Origin of the sequence: Sphingomonas tagetis, from assembly GCF_024211275.1 — a bacterium.
Lineage (GTDB): Bacteria > Pseudomonadota > Alphaproteobacteria > Sphingomonadales > Sphingomonadaceae > Sphingomonas > Sphingomonas tagetis.
The window spans coordinates 25,314-42,433 of the sequence record NZ_JAMLDX010000027.1; the positions used below are offsets into that span (position 1 = coordinate 25,314).

General features: G+C 62.1%; 14 protein-coding genes and 2 tRNA genes. 7 read left to right on the forward strand and 9 right to left on the reverse strand.

All coding sequences use genetic code 11. The features are described 5' to 3' along the window. Positions 1-71: 71 nt before the first annotated feature. The 5 genes from M9978_RS21480 to M9978_RS21500 all read right to left on the reverse strand — a co-directional run bounded on the left by M9978_RS21480 (position 72) and on the right by M9978_RS21500 (position 5,083). Positions 72-1,745 carry an amidohydrolase gene (locus M9978_RS21480; RefSeq protein WP_254296991.1) on the reverse strand — a complete coding sequence of 558 codons (1,674 nt, stop codon included), beginning with the start codon at positions 1,743-1,745 and terminating at the stop codon, positions 72-74. A 143-nt stretch (positions 1,746-1,888) separates the two neighbouring features. After that, a tRNA-Met gene (locus M9978_RS21485) sits at positions 1,889-1,965 on the reverse strand. A 70-nt stretch (positions 1,966-2,035) separates the two neighbouring features. Next, entirely contained in the window at positions 2,036-2,542 is a 507-nt protein-coding gene (locus M9978_RS21490) for a 2'-5' RNA ligase family protein (protein ID WP_254296992.1), read from the reverse strand. 1 nt (position 2,543) lies between these two features. Further along, positions 2,544-4,487 (reverse strand): potassium transporter Kup, encoded by a 1,944-nt coding sequence (locus M9978_RS21495; protein WP_436977212.1) that lies wholly within the window; start codon positions 4,485-4,487, stop codon positions 2,544-2,546. A 125-nt stretch (positions 4,488-4,612) separates the two neighbouring features. Then, positions 4,613-5,083: an Lrp/AsnC family transcriptional regulator gene (locus M9978_RS21500; RefSeq protein ID WP_254296994.1), complete on the reverse strand. Its 471-nt coding sequence runs from the start codon at positions 5,081-5,083 to the stop codon at positions 4,613-4,615. Positions 5,084-5,218: 135 nt separating this feature from the next. Here M9978_RS21500 and ald point away from each other — a divergent pair, with 135 nt between their 5' ends. Next, a complete protein-coding gene (gene ald, locus M9978_RS21505) occupies positions 5,219-6,325 on the forward strand; it encodes an alanine dehydrogenase (protein ID WP_254296995.1) in 1,107 nt (368 codons plus the stop codon). Between the two features lie 58 nt (positions 6,326-6,383). On the opposite strand, the gene M9978_RS21510 is transcribed toward ald, so the two are convergent. Continuing rightward, on the reverse strand, positions 6,384-7,745 hold the full coding sequence (locus tag M9978_RS21510) for a tetratricopeptide repeat protein (RefSeq protein WP_254296996.1): 1,362 nt from the start codon (positions 7,743-7,745) through the stop codon (positions 6,384-6,386). 298 nt (positions 7,746-8,043) lie between these two features. On the opposite strand from M9978_RS21510, the gene rpsA reads away from it, so the two are divergent. The 3 genes from rpsA (at position 8,044) to M9978_RS21525 (ending at position 10,380) form a co-directional block, all read left to right on the forward strand. Then, the gene (rpsA, locus tag M9978_RS21515) at positions 8,044-9,765 is read left to right on the forward strand and encodes a 30S ribosomal protein S1 (protein WP_254296998.1); all 1,722 of its coding nucleotides are present in this window, start codon (positions 8,044-8,046) and stop codon (positions 9,763-9,765) included. Positions 9,766-9,968: 203 nt separating this feature from the next. Continuing rightward, positions 9,969-10,247 carry an integration host factor subunit beta gene (locus M9978_RS21520; protein ID WP_254296999.1) on the forward strand — a complete coding sequence of 93 codons (279 nt, stop codon included), beginning with the start codon at positions 9,969-9,971 and terminating at the stop codon, positions 10,245-10,247. Positions 10,248-10,303: 56 nt separating this feature from the next. Continuing rightward, positions 10,304-10,380: transfer RNA gene (locus M9978_RS21525), tRNA-Pro, on the forward strand. A gap of 92 nt (positions 10,381-10,472) precedes the next feature. On the opposite strand, the gene M9978_RS21530 is transcribed toward M9978_RS21525, so the two are convergent. Next, positions 10,473-10,694 (reverse strand): hypothetical protein, encoded by a 222-nt coding sequence (locus M9978_RS21530; RefSeq protein WP_254297001.1) that lies wholly within the window; start codon positions 10,692-10,694, stop codon positions 10,473-10,475. Between the two features lie 15 nt (positions 10,695-10,709). On the opposite strand from M9978_RS21530, the gene M9978_RS21535 reads away from it, so the two are divergent. After that, complete coding sequence (locus M9978_RS21535; RefSeq protein ID WP_254297002.1) at positions 10,710-13,250, forward strand: hypothetical protein; 2,541 nt, start codon at positions 10,710-10,712, stop codon at positions 13,248-13,250. A gap of 294 nt (positions 13,251-13,544) precedes the next feature. Here the strand turns inward: M9978_RS21535 and M9978_RS21540 are convergent, their stop codons facing one another. Beyond that, on the reverse strand, positions 13,545-14,126 hold the full coding sequence (locus M9978_RS21540) for a recombinase family protein (protein WP_254297004.1): 582 nt from the start codon (positions 14,124-14,126) through the stop codon (positions 13,545-13,547). A 293-nt stretch (positions 14,127-14,419) separates the two neighbouring features. Here M9978_RS21540 and M9978_RS21545 point away from each other — a divergent pair, with 293 nt between their 5' ends. Both M9978_RS21545 and M9978_RS21550 read left to right on the forward strand, forming a co-directional pair. Next, positions 14,420-15,403, forward strand: coding sequence for a DUF4238 domain-containing protein (locus M9978_RS21545; RefSeq protein ID WP_254297006.1), 984 nt, complete (start codon positions 14,420-14,422; stop codon positions 15,401-15,403). A 113-nt stretch (positions 15,404-15,516) separates the two neighbouring features. Beyond that, positions 15,517-15,864 carry a hypothetical protein gene (locus tag M9978_RS21550; protein WP_254297008.1) on the forward strand — a complete coding sequence of 116 codons (348 nt, stop codon included), beginning with the start codon at positions 15,517-15,519 and terminating at the stop codon, positions 15,862-15,864. Positions 15,865-15,877: 13 nt separating this feature from the next. Here M9978_RS21550 and M9978_RS21555 read toward each other — a convergent pair whose 3' ends face one another. Then, complete coding sequence (locus M9978_RS21555) at positions 15,878-16,894, reverse strand: PIN domain-containing protein (RefSeq protein WP_254297010.1); 1,017 nt, start codon at positions 16,892-16,894, stop codon at positions 15,878-15,880. Positions 16,895-17,120: the final 226 nt, after the last annotated feature.

Genomic DNA, 17,120 nt, shown 5'->3' on the forward strand with positions numbered 1-17,120 from the left:
GCGGCACTCACATCGCTGTCAGACGGCCATAAGACGCGCGACGCGACAATCTCCGCCCCTTTTTTTCGTCGTCAGGCGGCGGCATCCGTGTAGCGCTCCACCCCGTCGACGAAGGTGCGCAATACCCTGGTCTTGAGATACTGGTCGGGCGCCACGGTCAGCAGGTCGCGGTCGAGCACCACCAGATCGGCGAGATAGCCCGGCGCGAGCCGCCCCAGCCGGTTCTCCTGGAAGCCGGCATAGGCGGCAGTGCTGGTATAGGCGATCAGCGTGTCCTCGATGCTCACGCGCTGCTCGGGATGCCAGCCATTGGGGTTCGCGCCGTCGATCGTCTGCCGCTGCACGGCGGCATCCACCCCGGTCATCGGATCGAGCGGCGCGACCGGCCAGTCCGACCCGAAACAGGTCTTCACCCCTGCATCGAGCAGCGACTTGAACGCATAGGTGCGGTTGAGCCGCTCCTCGCCGATCCGCTTGACCGCCCAGCGGCCATCATCGGCGGCATGATAGGGCTGGACCGACGCGATCACCTTCTGCCGCGCCATTTTCGTCCACGCACCGGGCGCGAGATGCTGGGCATGCTCGATACGGAAGCGCCGGTCGCGCGCGCCGTTCTTGCGTGCCGCCGCGGCGAAGATGTCGAGCACGGTGTCGTTGGCCTCGTCGCCGATCGCGTGCACGGTCATGTTGAGCCCCGCGGCATCCGCCGCCGGGATCCATTGCTTCATCTTGTCGACCGGCACGGCCCACACGCCGCGCTGGTCGGGCGCATCGGCATAGGGGTGGTAGAATTTGGCCGTCCGCGCGCCGAGCGAGCCGTCCGACACGCATTTGAGCGTCCCCCAGCGCACCCAATCGTCGCCGCGTCCCTCGGCCTTGACCAGCGCCGCCATCCGCTCCCAGTCGGCCAGCGGCACCATCGAATAGAAACGGATGCCGGTCGGCCCCTTGGCGCGCAACCGCCGCGCCGAATCCTGGACCGACCAGTCGACCTCGGTATTGTGAACCTGCGCCACGCCCTTGCTCAGCGCATAGGCGATGCCGTTCTTCATCTGCTGGTCGACCATCGCCGTGGTCATCGGCGGGATGATCTTGAGCACGCGATCGCGCGCATTGTCCTTGAGTACGCCGGTCGGCTCGCCCTTCTCGTCACGCTCGATCACCCCGCCGGCGATGTCGGGCGTGTTGCGGTCGATCCCCGCCAGCTTGAGCGCGGCGGAATTGAGGAACAGCGAGTGCAGGTCGGTGCGCGGGATCGCGATCGGCCGACCGCCGGTCACGCCATCGACCCACTCCTTGCGCGGCAGCTCGCCGCCCCAGCGCTGCTCGTCCCACGGCCCGCCGGTCAGCCACTGGCCCGCCGGCAGATTGCGCACCGCCGCGCCGACCCGCTCGACGAACTCGGCCTTGGTCTTGAGGCTCAGAAAATCGGGCTGCGACAGGTTGATCGATCCGCGCAGGAAATGCGTGTGACAATCGATGAAGGCGGGCATCACGAATGCGCCCTTCAAATCGATCACCTTGGTCCCCGGCCCGCTCGCGGCCTTGACCGCAGCCCGGCCCAACGCGGCGATCCGTCCGCCCGCGATTCCCACCGCATCGCTCCGCCCGCCGCGCACGCCGGTCCACACCCGGCCATTGACCAGCGCGACGTCGAGCTTGCGCGTCGCGGCGAACAGCGGACCACAAGCAAGCGCCGCAGCGCCTGAAGCGAGGAGGGAGCGGCGATTGACGGGCATGTTCATGGGGAACGGACTCTCCGGGCCAGACTATTTGGCCCGTTATTTCATGCCACGCCAGCCGCTGTCTTGGTCCAACATGCCCACAATTTCGCTCAAGCTTGGAACGTCTGCCAAGCCATGCTGCGCAATGTGCAGAGGATGAAAAATGGTAGCGGAGGAGGGACTTGAACCCCCGACCCCAGGATTATGATTCCCGTGCTCTAACCAACTGAGCTACTCCGCCCTACCAAGGCGGCCCGTCCCCATTCCGGGGCGAGCGAGAGCGGCGCACATAAGTGGCGTTCCGCAAGCGGTCAAGCGAACATGTGCCGCGAAATCGGCTCCCACGGCCCGCCGCGATACCACCACGCCGCAAGCCCCGTGATCTCGACGTCGCGCGCGCGGAAATCCTTGCCGAGCGCGCCCAGCAACAGCTTGGCCATCGACGGTGCGACCTTGTTCTGGATCGTCACATGCGGCCGCCACCCGCCGGCATCCTGCGGCGTCAGCAGCCCGGCGAACGCCTCGCACAGATCGCGCCGGATCGCGGTCAAGCCCGGCGACTCGATCCGCACGGCCACGCCCCGGCCCAGCGACATCAGCCCGGCCGCCTTCGCCACCGGCGCACGCTGGCCGCGCGTCGCTTCGTTCAGCCGGTGCTTCAACTCGTCCTCGACCGACGGCGGCAGATGATGGAACAGCGTCAGATGCGCGGGCAGCACGTTGCGCTCGGGCGGATAATGCTCGCGCCGCAAGCCATCCAGCCAGCCCTGCTCCTGCCGCCCGAGCAGCGCCGTCACGATGATCGGCGCGGATGCCACGCTAGATTTCGACCTGGCTGCCCAGTTCCACCACGCGATTGGTCGGCAGCCGGAAGAACTCCATCGCGCTTTCCGCGTTGCGCAGCATCCACGCGAACAGCTTTTCGCGCCAGATGTGCATCCCCGGCCGGTCCGACGCCAGCAGCGTCTGGCGGGAGAGGAAGAAGCTGGTGTCCATCATGTTGAACGTGCCGCCGCACGCCGTCCCGCACGCCCCGGCCTCCTTGAGCGCGGCGGGCACGTCGGCCTCCTGCATGAAGCCATAGAACATCAGCATGCGGTGGAAGCCCTGCCCCAAATCGTCGAGCTTCACGCGCTTCTCGTCGGGCACGAACGGCACGTCGGCGATCTTCACCGTCAGCAGGATCACCCGCTCGTGCAGCACCTTGTTGTGCTTGAGGTTGTGGAGCAGTGCATGCGGCACGCCGTCCGGCGTCGAAGTCATAAACACCGCCGTTCCCGGCACCCGCGTCGCCGAACTCGCCGCGGACTGGATGAACACCTTGATCGGCATCGCGCCCTCGCGCATCCGCTCGACCATCAGGCGGCGGCCCTTGGCCCAGGTGGTCAGCAGCGTGAAGATCGCGATGCCCGCCAGCAGCGGGAACCAGCCGCCGTCCGGCACCTTGGTCAGGTTTGCCGCGAAATAGGCGAGATCGACCAGGAAGAAGACCGCCAGCAGCGGGATCGCATAGCGCTTCTTCCACTTCCACAGCGTGAACAGCACCACCGCGATCAGGAAATTGTCGATCAGCATCGCCCCGGTCACCGCGATGCCATAGGCGGCGGTGAGGTTGGACGAGGTCTGGAACGTCAGCACCAGCAGGATGATCGCGATCATCAGCGCCCAGTTGATCAGCGGGATGTAGATCTGCCCCGCCGTGTCGGCGCTGGTGTGCGAGATGCGCAGCCGCGGGATGAAGCCGAGCTGGATTCCCTGCTGCGTGACCGAGAAGGCGCCGGTGATCACCGCCTGCGACGCGATGATCGCCGCCATCGTCGCGATCCCGACCAGCGGCAGCCGCAGATATTCGGGCGCGAGGAAATAGAAGGGGCTGTGCACCGCCGAGGCGTCGCGCATCAGCAGCGCGCCCTGCCCCATATAGTTGCACATCAGCGCCGGCAGCACGAACCACAGCCACGAGAAGCGGATCGGCTTGCGCCCGAAATGCCCCATATCGGCATACAGCGCCTCGGCCCCGGTCACGGCCAGCACGACCGAGCCGAGCGCGAGGAACGCCGCGACCGGATCGATCAGGAAGAAATTCAGGGCATAGGTCGGCAGGAAGGCCCACAATACTTCGGGCGTCTGCGCCGCGCTGATCACGCCGAGCGTCGCGATCGTCGCGAAATAGATCAGCATGATCGGCCCGAACATCGCGCCGACACGCGCCGTGCCGGTGCGCTGGATCGAGAACAGGAACACCAGGATCGCGATGACGATCGGCTGCACCCAGTTGGAGAAGCCCGGCGCCGCGACCGCGAGGCCCTCGACCGCCGACAGCACCGACACCGCCGGGGTGATCATCGAGTCGCCATAGAAGAGCGCGGTCGCGAACACGCCGAGGATCACGATCCCCGCGGTCCAGCGCTTCTGTCCGCTCTCGCGGTTGATCAGTGCCAGCAGCGCCAGGCTGCCGCCCTCGCCCTTGTTGTCGGCGCGCATGATGAGGGTGACATATTTCAGCGTCACCACGATCATCATCGACCAGAACATCAGGCTGATCACGCCCATGATGTGCGGCGGGTCGAGCGCGAGCGGATGGTGCCCCGCGAACGTCTCGCGGAACGCATAGAGCGGACTGGTGCCGATATCGCCGAAGACGATCCCGATCGCGCCCAGCCCCAGCTTCCACAGCGCGGCCTCGCGGCCATGCGGATGATGCTGGTCGTGTTCGGGAGAGATCGAGTCGGTCGCCGGCTCGGGGCTTCCGTTGGCGCTCACAGGCGGTCTTTGCGAACCGTGGCGAGCAATGCAGTGGTCATGATCGACCGGCTACCTGTCCGTTGAAACGGTCGCGCCGTTAGCACGCGCAACATGGCCCCGCAATGGGCGCCGCCATTGGCCCCTCAGTCCCGGGGCTTGAACAGCGCATCGGCTTCGCTCTTGGTCGGCACCGATCGCAGCACGAAGCTCGAACTGATCTTGAGTACGCCGGGCAACCGCCCCATCTCCTCGCGGTGCAGCCGCTCATAGTCGTCGAGGTCGCGACACAATATCTTGAGGTGATAGTCGTAGCTGCCCGAGACCAGCGCGCATTCGACGATGCCGTCGATTTCGGACACCGCCGCCTCGAACAGCGCCAGATCCTCACCGACTTCGGTATTGAGCGTGATGTCGACCATTGCCGTCACGCTGAACCCCAGATGCCGCAGCCCGAGCCGAGCGCTGTAACCCTGAATATGCCCGGACGCCTCGAGCGCCTGGATGCGCCGCGTGCAAGCCGACTGCGACAATCCGACTTCACCTGCGATGTGACTCACCGGCGCCCGAGCGTCGAGCGAAAGGTACTTCAGGATTGCGGCGTCGATTCGGTCCATGACGCATGATTATGCGATATCTTGATCAATGTCAGCATATCCATGCGATTTGATCTCGCAGCGCGCATGCCTTTGCAGAGATTCACGGCGCCGATCCGGTCTATTGCCGTCGCACAAGATAAATCGGAGAGAATCATGCGCGTCGGTGTCCCGAAGGAAATCAAGAACCACGAATATCGCGTCGGCCTGACCCCGCCGCTGGTGTCGGAACTGACTCAAGCCGGTCATGAAGTGATCGTGGAAACCAGCGCCGGCTCGGGCATCGATTTCGAGGATTCGGACTACACCGACGCCGGCGCCCGCATCGTCGGCACCGCCGCCGAGGTGTTCGCGCAGGCCGACATGATCGTGAAGGTCAAGGAGCCGCAGCCGCAGGAAGTGGCGATGCTCGAGGCGCGGCACACGCTGTTCACCTATCTCCACCTCGCCCCCGATCCCGAACAGGCCGCGGGCCTCATCAAGTCGGGCGCGACATGCATCGCCTATGAGACGGTCACCGCCGCCGACCGCTCGCTCCCGCTGCTCAAGCCGATGAGCGAAGTCGCCGGTCGCATGTCGGTCCAGGTCGGCGCGCACTATCTCGAAAAGGAGCAGGGCGGCCGCGGCGTCCTGCTCGGCGGCGTCCCCGGCGTCGCGCCGGCGCGCGTCGCCATTCTCGGCGGCGGCGTGTCGGGCATCAACGCCGCGCAGATGGCCACCGGCCTGCGCGCCGACGTCACCATCTACGACATCAACAACAGCCGCCTCGCCGAACTCGACATGCATTTCGGCAGCCAGATCAAGACCGCCTATGCCAGCAAGGCGGCGATCGCAGCGGCGGTGAAGAACGCGCATCTCGTCATCGGCGCGGTGCTCGTCCCCGGCGCCGCCGCACCCAAGCTCGTCACGCGCGAGATGCTCAAGACGATGAAGCGCGGCAGCGTGCTGGTCGATATCGCGATCGACCAGGGCGGCTGTTTCGAAACCTCGCACGCCACCACGCATGACGATCCCGTCTATGAGGTCGACGGCGTGATCCATTATTGCGTCGCCAACATGCCCGGCGCGGTCGCCCGCACCAGTACCTTCGCGCTCAACAACGCGACCCTGCCGTTCGTGATGAAGCTGGCCAATCTCGGCGCGGAAAAGGCGATGGCCGCCGATCCGCATCTCGCCGCCGGCCTCAACGTCTATCAGGGCAAGATCACGCATCAGGCCGTGGCCGAAGCGCTCAGTCTCCCCTTTCAGACCTGGCAGCGCTAAGCGCGAGCCTGCCCCCCAGCCCGCCGTCTCTCCTCCCTCCCTGAGGCGGCGGGCACCCTTATTCCGGGTTTGCTACGGCCCATTCCGTCGCGACTTGCCAGCGAAAATAGCCGCGTTTCCTACCATATTCATCGAGCAGCGCCGGGCTACGCGACGAGTCCCTGATGCGCTCGATGAGTGCCCCATTTCCCCGCCGGAAATAGACCAGCGCTTCGACCGGCCGCTCATGATTGCGCAATGACAACGCAAGCTCGATCCATTTCGAGATCATGCCCGGATCGGTGCGAGCCAGCCGTTTCTCGAGCGCGCCTACGGCCTTGGCCTCGATCGCAAGTTCTTCCACATGCGCGCCCTGTGAATGCAACGGATGAGTAAGCGCCAGCGCATAGTTCAACGCCTCTTCGCTATCCGCGCCATAGGCTGATTCAATATCCTTGAGCGCGACGCGGAGCTCAGGCAGTGGGTTCCCGCCACGAGTCCGCCATTTCGTCATCGCCATATTAAAGCGGCTCGCCGCGATCGTCGGGTGGCGCGGACCGAGCGTTTTCAGCCGTATCCTGTAGACCCGTCGCTGCATCCGCCTGACCTCCGCGCTGTTTCCTTGCCTTGCTGCGATTTCGCCCAACACCACATATACGTCCGCGGCCGCGCGGCTGTTCTCGCCGGAAACCTTGACGGTCATGGCCAGGGCCTGACGATAGTAAGCGAGCGCATCGCTGTAGCGAGATTGACTCTGGAAATTATCGCCCAGCGCAAGGTAGATCGATGCGCTGACATCGCTAAGGACGCGTTTATCCTCGGCCAGGGCGACCCCGGCGAGCAGTATTTCATGCGCATCGTCGGTTCGCCCCATCCGGGTCAGCAGCCACCCCAGCTCAAGCCTCGCCTTGAGTTGCTGGTCAACATCGCGCGCGACGGTCGCCACGGCCAGCGCCTCCCGCAGCACGGCCTCCGCATCCGCAAGCCGACTCAATCTACCAAGAAAGATGCCGAAATTGCGCAGATAGATCGTCAACCGGATGCGGTTGTCCGGCGCTTGTCGCGCTATCTCGATGGCGCGCGCATAAGCTGCCTCGGCCTCGGCCGGATCGCGTTTTTGCACGAAGATCGCGACGAAATTATACGCTGTCGCCGTGTGTTCGTGGATTTCGCCAAAGCTTGCCATGCTCAATTGCAGCAGCTTGCGGGCATATCGCTCGCCGATCGCGTACCGGTACGCCTCATCGATGCGGGGATCACCGGTCAGTTGCGCTTGAGCGGCTTGGACCAGCGCGTCCACGCAGCCCGGCGGCGGACTCGGCAGCATCAGGCAGGCCGCCGCATCCGGTGTGGCCGGGACTGCTTGTGCCGCCCGGCCGCCGCCGGGCAGCATCGCACCGGCGATAGCCAGCACCAGTGCGACGATGTGTGAGCGACCCATCCCGTCACATTAGGCGCGGCCCGCCCGACGGCAACGGTCAATAAGCGACTCGCAATCTTGCCTTTTCGACCGCCGCGCAGTAAGGGCGCCCGGTCCGGCGAGCGGGTGCTCGCGGAGGGAGGCGCGGAGATCTATTCTCACGCGCCATTTTCGCTTTCGATCCGATAGCGTCACTGCCTCCAAATATGCCCGCCCATCGGATGCCGTGACCGGCAGTCGGCCGCCACGGCATTTCGGCCTTCAAGACCGCTGGACCCAACCAGCCGGCCGGAAAACGTAAGTTAGGACTGAACTCTTTATGGCCACTTCGGCAAACCCCACGCGCGACGATTTCGCCGCGCTTCTCGACCAGACCCTCGGCGGCGCAGAAAGCTTTGAAGGCCGCGTCGTCATCGGCACCGTCACCGGCATCGAAAACGATCTCGCGATCATCGACGTCGGCCTCAAGAGCGAGGGCCGCGTGCCGCTGCGCGAATTCGCCGCGCCGGGCCAGCCCGCTGAACTCAAGGTCGGCGACGAAGTCGAGGTCTATGTCGACCGCGTCGAGAATGCGAATGGCGAAGCGATGCTCAGCCGCGACCGCGCCCGCCGCGAAGCCGCATGGGACAAGCTCGAACTCGAATTCAGCCAGGGCAACCGCGTCGAGGGCGTGATCTTCGGCCGCGTCAAGGGCGGCTTCACCGTCGACCTCTCGGGCGCCGTCGCGTTCCTGCCCGGCTCGCAGGTCGATATCCGTCCGGTGCGCGACGTGCAGCCGCTGATGGACCTGCCGCAGCCCTTCCAGATCCTCAAGATGGACCGCAAGCGCGGCAACATCGTCGTCTCGCGCCGCGCCGTCCTCGAAGAGAACCGCGCCGAGCAGCGTTCGGGCCTGATCCAGTCGCTGGCCGAGGGCCAGGTGATCGACGGCGTCGTCAAGAACATCACCGATTACGGTGCGTTCGTTGATCTGGGCGGCATCGACGGCCTGCTGCATGTCACCGACCTCAGCTACAAGCGCGTCAACCACCCGTCGGAAGTCCTGAACATCGGCGACACCGTCAAGGTTCAGATCATCCGCATCAACCGCGACACGCAGCGCATCTCGCTCGGCATGAAGCAGCTCGAGAGCGATCCGTGGGATGGCGCGGGTTCGAAGTATCCGATCGGCGCCAAGCTGTCGGGCCGCGTCACGAACATCACCGAGTATGGCGCGTTCGTCGAGCTGGAAGCCGGCATCGAGGGCCTCGTCCACGTCTCGGAGATGAGCTGGACCAAGAAGAACGTCCATCCCGGCAAGATCGTCTCGACCTCGCAGGAAGTCGAAGTCGTCGTGCTCGAGGTCGATCAGGACAAGCGCCGCATCAGCCTCGGCCTCAAGCAGGCCCAGCAGAACCCGTGGGAAGCCTTCGCGGCTGCCCATCCGGTCGGCACCGAGGTCGAGGGCGAAGTCAAGAACGCCACCGAATTCGGCCTGTTCATCGGCCTGGACGGCGACGTCGACGGCATGGTCCACATGAGCGACATCGCGTGGGGCATCTCGGGCGAGGACGCGCTCAACCTGCATCGCAAGGGCGAGACCGTTAAGGCCGTCGTACTCGCGATCGAGCCGGACAAGGAGCGCATCTCGCTCGGCATGAAGCAGCTCGAGCGTGGCGGCGTCGCCACCGGCGCGGCTGCGACCCCGGGCGGCGCGGGCTCGCGCGTCAACAAGAACGAAGTCGTCACCGTCACCGTGCTCGAAGTCCGCGACGCGGGCCTCGAAGTTCAGGTCGGCGACGATGGCGCGACTGGCTTCATCAAGCGCACCGACCTCGGCCGCGACCGCGACGAGCAGCGCCCCGAGCGCTTCCAGGTCGGCCAGAAGTTCGACGCGATGGTCACCGGCCTCGACCGTTCGAAGAAGCCGACCTTCTCGGTCAAGGCGATGCAGATTGCCGAAGAGAAGCAGGCCGTCGCACAGTATGGCTCGTCCGATTCGGGCGCGTCGCTCGGCGACATCCTTGGCGAGGCCCTCAAGGCGCGCGAAGAGAAGAAGTGATTGCACGCGGGGCGGGCGGATTTGCCGTCCGCCCCGCCAATCATTTCAAGGATTTCGCACTTAATGCTGCGAAACCATGGTTAACGCTGCAAGATTCGATTGATGCAGATAAGGAATCCGGCCTAAACCGGCCCCTGAAAAGGTGGCTGCGAGGGCGACGCGGTCGACTCCGGCGCTTCGGGCCGGTCATTTGGGGACCCGGGATGATCCGTTCGGAACTCGTACAGATGCTGGCCGGCGAAAATCCGGACCTGTCGGCGGCGGAGATCGAATCGATCGTCGACACCTTCTTCAACGAAATCACCAGCCGCCTGATCTCGGACGGCCGCGTCGAGCTTCGCGGCTTCGGCGCCTTCTCGACCCGCGCCCGCGACGCCCGCACCGGCCGCAACCCGCGCACCGGCGAAGCGGTCGACGTCCAGGCCAAGCGCGTGCCCTATTTCAAGCCCGGCAAGGAAATGCGCGCACGTCTTAACGTGTAAATGCAGCGCCGGGGCTTGTGCCCCCCTCCTTTAGCGCCTAACCGCGCGGCTCGCGTCGGGGAGTGGCGCAGTCTGGTAGCGCGCCTGCTTTGGGAGCAGGATGTCGCAGGTTCGAATCCTGTCTCCCCGACCATTCCAAGAAAATATCGAAAATTCAGCAACTTACCTGAATTTTGACGCTCGAAAATATACAGCGAAATATACAGGCGAAATTGCGCTGTTCGATCAGAACGGCAGCGTTGGCGCGCTCGACTCCACAAGCTCAGGGTAAGCCATAGTCATCTCGGCGGCGATCATCTCGCCGAGCGCTGCCGCCGCCCTGTCGCGAGCTTCGATATCCGCCAGTTCCACAAGCGTCCGCTTCGGCACTCGGCGCAGCCATTTGGCGATCGACTCGGCGAGTTGCGAATCGGAAACGGGCGGCGGAGGCTCGGCGATTCGGATCACACCCTATGAGCTCATATGGAGAACAAGGACTCAAGCCGGTCTGGCGCGGAGGCGCGCAAATTTAGGGGGCAGCAGATTCTCCGCTTTGGCATCGCCAATTCACTGAACCGTCCTATACCCGCCAGTCTTGGTTTGAATGAAAGAATGGGGCCGATACCTTCTATGATTCTGGCACAGTCGCTCGCCAAGGCCCGAACCGAGGAAGACGTCAAAGACGCCTATATCTCAGCCTTGGGGCTAAAAGGCGTTTCCAAAAATCTAGTTGATATCCAGACACAGGAAATCTGGTTTGAGGCGAAGGCGGTTTCCACACCGCCGATCATCATGTTCGCGCAGTTGATGTTCTATATTCGCGCGGCAAAACGGCGGGGCGAGCCGATGCCAGCTTTCCTCGCTGTTATCGACCGCGACAAGGCGGCGATCATGCCGACCGACAGGGCACTGCCGCTGCTCGACGACAAGGGCATCGTCTGGCCGAAATCGGGGTCTGCCGCGGGCAAGGAACTGGGCGCGCAGATCGCGCCCTATGTTCAGACACACATAGTGGAATATGAGATCGCGCATGACGAGGCGGCGTTCGTCAAGGCGGTGCAGGACGCCATACGCGAACGCCGCATCATCCGCACGCCAATTACGCCCGACAATCTGCGGCAGGTGTTCGACCGCTGGGTGACGATGATCGGCGAGGAACTGGGCGTGACGGCGCAGCCAGATTACGCCGTGCTGTTCTTTGCCGACATCATGCACGACGGCACGCACGAGGCAATGAAGCAGCCCGCCGGTGCCCGGATGCTGATGACCGCTGCCGGGCCGACCTTCTTCCTCAACGGCGAAACCTATGAGCTGGCGAACGACAAGGGCTATCGCAATTTCTGGGCGATCTATCACCGCCCGCCCGAACAGAAGCACCGCCACTATCTGCTCGAACGGCGCGACAGCCTTCTCCCTGTCGATGAACAGAAGTTCAAGGGCGCCTATTACACGCCGCTGCATATTGTTGACAAAGCCTATGACCAACTTCGCGCGACGCTGGGCGAGAACTGGCAGGACCGTTATCTGGTTTGGGACATGTGCGCGGGCGTTGGTAATCTGGAGGCCAAGCACAGCAATCTGCGCAACGTGTTCATGTCCACGCTCGACCAAGCCGATGTGACCATCATGCGGTCGAACCCCGCCTTCGCCGGCGCGGAAATCTTCCAGTATGATTATTTGAACGACGACATCACCGATTTCAGTGAAATCGATTATGATCTGTCGAACAAATTGCCGATGGCGCTGCGTCAAGCAATCGCCGATGCGAGGGACTGCAAGAAGGGTGCGAAGCCGATCTTGGTGCTGATCAATCCGCCTTATGCGGAGAGCGGATCCGGCATCGGTAAGGGCGACGAGAACAAAATCGGCGTCGAGAAGACTCGTATCAACGGTTGGATGCGCGAGATGAACCTCGGTTATGCGAGCAAGGAGCTTTTCGCTCAGTTCCTCGTCCGCATCGCGCGTGAATTACCCGATGCGACGCTCGCGATGTTCAGCACCCTCAAGTATGTCAATGCGCCGAATTTCGAACCATTCAGGCGGGTGTGGCAGGCGAAGTATCTTGATGGCTTCGTAGTCCACAGCCGAGCCTTCGATGGCTTGAATGGCAATTTCCCCATCGGTTTTCTGATTTGGGACCAAAGCAGACCGGAGATTGTGCGAGACCTTACGCTCGTGGCTCGTGATCGCGCAGGCGAACTGGTCGGCGAAAAGACCATTGCGGTGCGACCAACCTCCGCGCTGCTCAACGCTTGGATTTCGGCTCCTCCCGCCAAGGGGGCGCTCGCGCTTCCCTTGTCGAACGCCCTCAGCGTTTCCACAAATCCGCGACGAAAGCTTTGGTGTGATGGAGCGCTGGGTTATCTGTTCGCGGGCAACAACGACCTGCAAAATGCCTCAACAGGCACGGCTCTCACTTCGTCCATCTATACCGGCAGAAATGGTGGTGGGTCATACGTTCTTCCCGAAAATGTTGAGCCTTCCGCGATCGTCTTCAGCGTCCGTCGCCTGATCAAGCCGACTTGGCTCAACGACCGCGACCAGTTCCTCCAGCCCAGCGAACCGATAACCGAGGAGTTCACGTCCGACTGCCTAGTCTGGATGCTGTTCAACGGGAGCAACCTGACCGTCGGTGCCGACGGGCTGCGCTGGGACGATCGTGATTGGAGTCTTGTCAATCACTTCATTCCCTTCACCGAAGTCGAGGTCGGCGCCAAGGGGAGGTTCGAGAGCGACTTCATGGTCCGCTATATGGCGGGTCTAACCTTCTCGCCCGAGGCGGAAGCGGTGCTCGACGAGGGGCGCAAGCTTTGGGCGCGCTTCCACGCCGCCAGCTTCCCCCGAAGGATTCGCGACGAATACAAGCTTGGGCGCCCCGACGCCGGATGGTATCAGATTCGCCGCGCGCTCGAAGCTTATGGCGATAGCGAACCGATTGATTTCGATCCGTTCAAGGCCGCTTATTCATTGCTGACGGCCAAGCTGCGGCCCAAGGTTTACGAGTTCGGGTTTCTGCCTGAGTAAAGGCCACTCATAGCTTCAGGCCGATCGCGGCCGTTATGGTGGTTGAGCTGGCCCAGCCATTCATCTGGTCACGGCGGCTCGATCAGCCGTGGGGAGCGCAATCCATTTCCGGGGCAGGTAGCGCAACCGCTTGACACGATCTCGAATTGAGGTCGAAAGCTCGGGCATCGCTCCAGCGCCACCACATCGTCGGCGCTGCGCCCGTCTCGCCTATAGTTCCCGCCCGCGATTCACACGTCCACTGTGGCGCCGAGAGGGGCGATGATTTTGCGGCGAGGCACTGCGCGAGCTGCGTTACGCCGATGCGCAATAGCGCGCCACCGTTGCACGGCTGATCCCGAACTGCGCCATCGTCGCGGGGATGCTCGCGCTATTCTCACGCCGCCACGTTGCCACCTCAGCCGCGTCCGCTGCTTTCGGACGCCCCAAGCTCGCCTTGCCCCGGTGCGTGCGTCCAGTCGCGGCGAGAGATGCCTTGGCAGCCATGCGACCGCTTTCGCAGCGTTCCTTTATTCGTTGACGTTCAATGTCGGAAATTTGAGCGAGAACAGCGACAATGATCTCGCCTACCCCCCGCCCCCCTATCGGGCCTAGCCCCCTCACATCCACCGTCACGCCCATGTCCAGTAGTCGGCGCACGGTGGCTTGCACGTCCAGCGCATCGCGGCCCAAGCGGTCGAGCGCATAGACATAGATGGTGTCGCCTTCACGCACATAGGACAGCAGCTTGGCGAACGCGGGGCGGGTGGCAGCCGGCGTGGCGCCGCTAATCCCTTCGTCGGCGAACTCCCGATCGAACCCGCCACCTAACGCTTGGCGTTGGGCCTCCACGCTCTGATCGCCAGTGCTGACACGATAGTAGGCAATGCGGGTCATGTGGCCTCCGAGTCTCAAAAGATACCCTTACATATCGAGACTGTATCATAAGTCAATATGATATCTTTTGAGGCGGTATCGGTGCGGTATTTCGGGGGTCTGAAAAGCTACAACTTTTGAGACGGCCCGCGTGGCGTTGAGGCGAGTTGGCCCGCCGTGGCGAGGGTTGATCATGGCGCTGCACGACGGGAGGTGACGCGCGTTCGGCGCCGGCATGTTCGCGCGCGCGCGTTATCGGCTAGCCGGAAGATTTGCGTTTGGCCCGCTGCACTGAATGTTGCTACCATGTTCCCATGAATAACAAAGCGGGCGTGAAGCGCACTAAGGATCAGCACTACGTCCCGCGGCTCCACCTGAGACACTTTCGCGGCGAAGCACCAAAGAACATGGTGTGGACCTACAGCAAGAGCCGGGGGACCGTGCGCCCCTCTCGGGTGGAGGAGACGGGGTTCAAGCGCAACTTCTACTCGGTCCAGACCGATGACGGCGTGTATAACGACGACCTAGACAACGCCTTGAGCGACATCGAGAACAAGGCAGCTCCGGTATATGAGCGCTTACTTGCCGGTGAGATTCCACAAGGGCAGGATCGCGCCGACTTCGCTTCCTTCGTTGCGACTTGCTATTCTCGTTCGCCGGCCATGGTCAGAGGCTACGCGGAAAGCGTGGCGCGGATGAATGTGTTGGAACTGCGGCTGCAAGCGACCAAGCCGGCGAGATTCAACCGGCTTATGGATGAAATGCAGCGCGACACTGGCCTTGTGGTCGAGGATCGCGACGCGCTGATGGCGTTTGTCAACGATCCGTCGCGGTATCACATCGGGGTCAGCGAAAAGCTCGGATTGCAAAGCGTCGCTTTAGCCGATGAACTCGCGCCCATCCTGTTCAGGCGGTATTGGAACATCGTAACCGCCGTTGGCGATGCCTTCATTACCTGCGACAATCCTGTGTATCGTTGGGTGCCGCCGGACACGGTGCACCCGATATATGGCGATGGTGGGTTCAAGAACGGAAGGGGGGAAGTTACGCTTCCGCTTTCTTCTACCAAGCTGCTTTTGATCGGAGGCCGCACAAGCGAGGGTGACGCCCTTGCAGTTGGATGGCGGGAGGTCGAGCAGTTAAACCGCATGCGCGCGGCCCACGCCGAAGAGGTTCTTTTCGCCGATCGCAAAGACGATCGAATTGCCGCGTTGGCGCGTGAGTTCGCGAATAGCCGCCCACGAATGCGGATCGGCATGGATGCGGCTAACGACTTCGAGGTCCAGATCAATCGCTGAGGCAGATCCAGCGTCGATGACCCAAGCCGAAATATCGCATCAAATTTGGCACAAATTTCTCATGACTGCGCGCAAATAGGCCCTAGCTTCGCATCAGATTGGGGGAGGCGATTATGGAGAGCGTAGCTGAATGGGCAGCGCCCAAGGCATCTGGCCGGCGGGGATGGTTGTGGCTGATACCCCTGCCAATCTGTGCAGCCTTCTATTTCTTCTGCGGTTTCTACACCGTCCAGCCGATCGGTGCGCTTCCTGATGGTGCCACGGCAATTGTCTGGCGCGAATCTGGCGAGCCTTTCTTCAACTCCGCTGATGCCCTGTGCCTTGAGCGCGTCGGCTACGTGTCGTTGCTGTGTCGGGGCATGGCGATGGGTCGCGGTCCAACTGATCGGATCATCGTGCGGTTGCCTTATATGGATTGGGCGTATTCGCTGAGCACCGGCGGGCAGTCCTTTGATCGGTAGTGCCAGCTGGATATTAAAATGGCGCGTTATCATCCAAGTCGTCGAGGTCGTGTGCATGCAGGTTGGGGTTTGGAAAGGATTTTTCTAACAATTCATCCATCTCGGTAGATACTTTGTTGAAGAACTTTACCATAAGCTTTCGGAAGAAACTATTTACATCACCGTCCGTTCCAATCCAGTTTATCTGGCTATTTGACACGCCAGCTTCGAATATTTGCTCAACTTCTTTCCAATGTAAATCATCAATAAGATTGTTTAGGATTTCGATCGCGTCGTGAGTTGCTGAAAAACTTCCGCTATAAATAAGAGCATCGATAGCGATTTGCTTCTCGATATCCACGGCAAGCTTGATGTTCGCAAAATGCGCATTAAGAAACGGCTTTAGTTCGCGATGTAGGTGGAGTGTGCCGCCCTTCCTTGCCGTCCATTCGGCTTTGAGGAACTGCTGGGCGTTGTCGGGATCGAGAGCTGAACCATAGTCACCATCCTTGGTGACAATGTGCAGCTTTGTGTCGCTCGGCACGTTTTCAAGCAGCACTTCCCAATTTATCTGATCACCAAACGAATCTTTCTTTCCCGGCGGGTTGCCTCTCAGCCGGCGTCTGTTGGCGCGAAGCAAAAGGGCATCGCTCGCCGTCAGCAAGCCAGCGGCTTCGATAATTTTCGTGAAAACATCATCCGCCGGCAACGCTTGGGCAATAGCATCCACTTTCGCTTTCGCAGCTAAAACGTCTCGTGCTTGCTGGAATGCCTTTGCCGCTTCACTGAAAGCTGCTGCCTCAGGATAATCGGCCATGAAACGCGGTATAGCTTTGGACACGCCAACGCCAGTGAACTTGCCAAGAGACTCGGCTAACTTTCCTTCGCGATTGCGATGAAATTCGTCTGCTACTTGTTCCGGTATGTAGAGCTTGAGCTTGTCCGTCTTTATCAGGCCAGCGACCTTTTTCAGTTCTTCTAGGTCGTCTGACGTGTAGGCGTAGAACGTCAGGAAGGTTGAGGTGTCGATAAATAGATGAATTGCGCTCATAATCCTTGGTGCAAACGCTCGCTGCCCCTGTCAACGTCGCTAAGCGGCATTCGCCTCGATCAACGCCGCCCCAAAATCATCCATTCCGGTTCGATCTCGCTTCGTTGATCTGCCCCCTTCTGAGTGGTCCAAAATTGATGATATTTGGATGACGAAGGAGACGAGGAATGCCGAGCAAGAAGCATCGCCCGGAAGAGATTATCGGCAAGCTGCGTGAAGCGGAGGT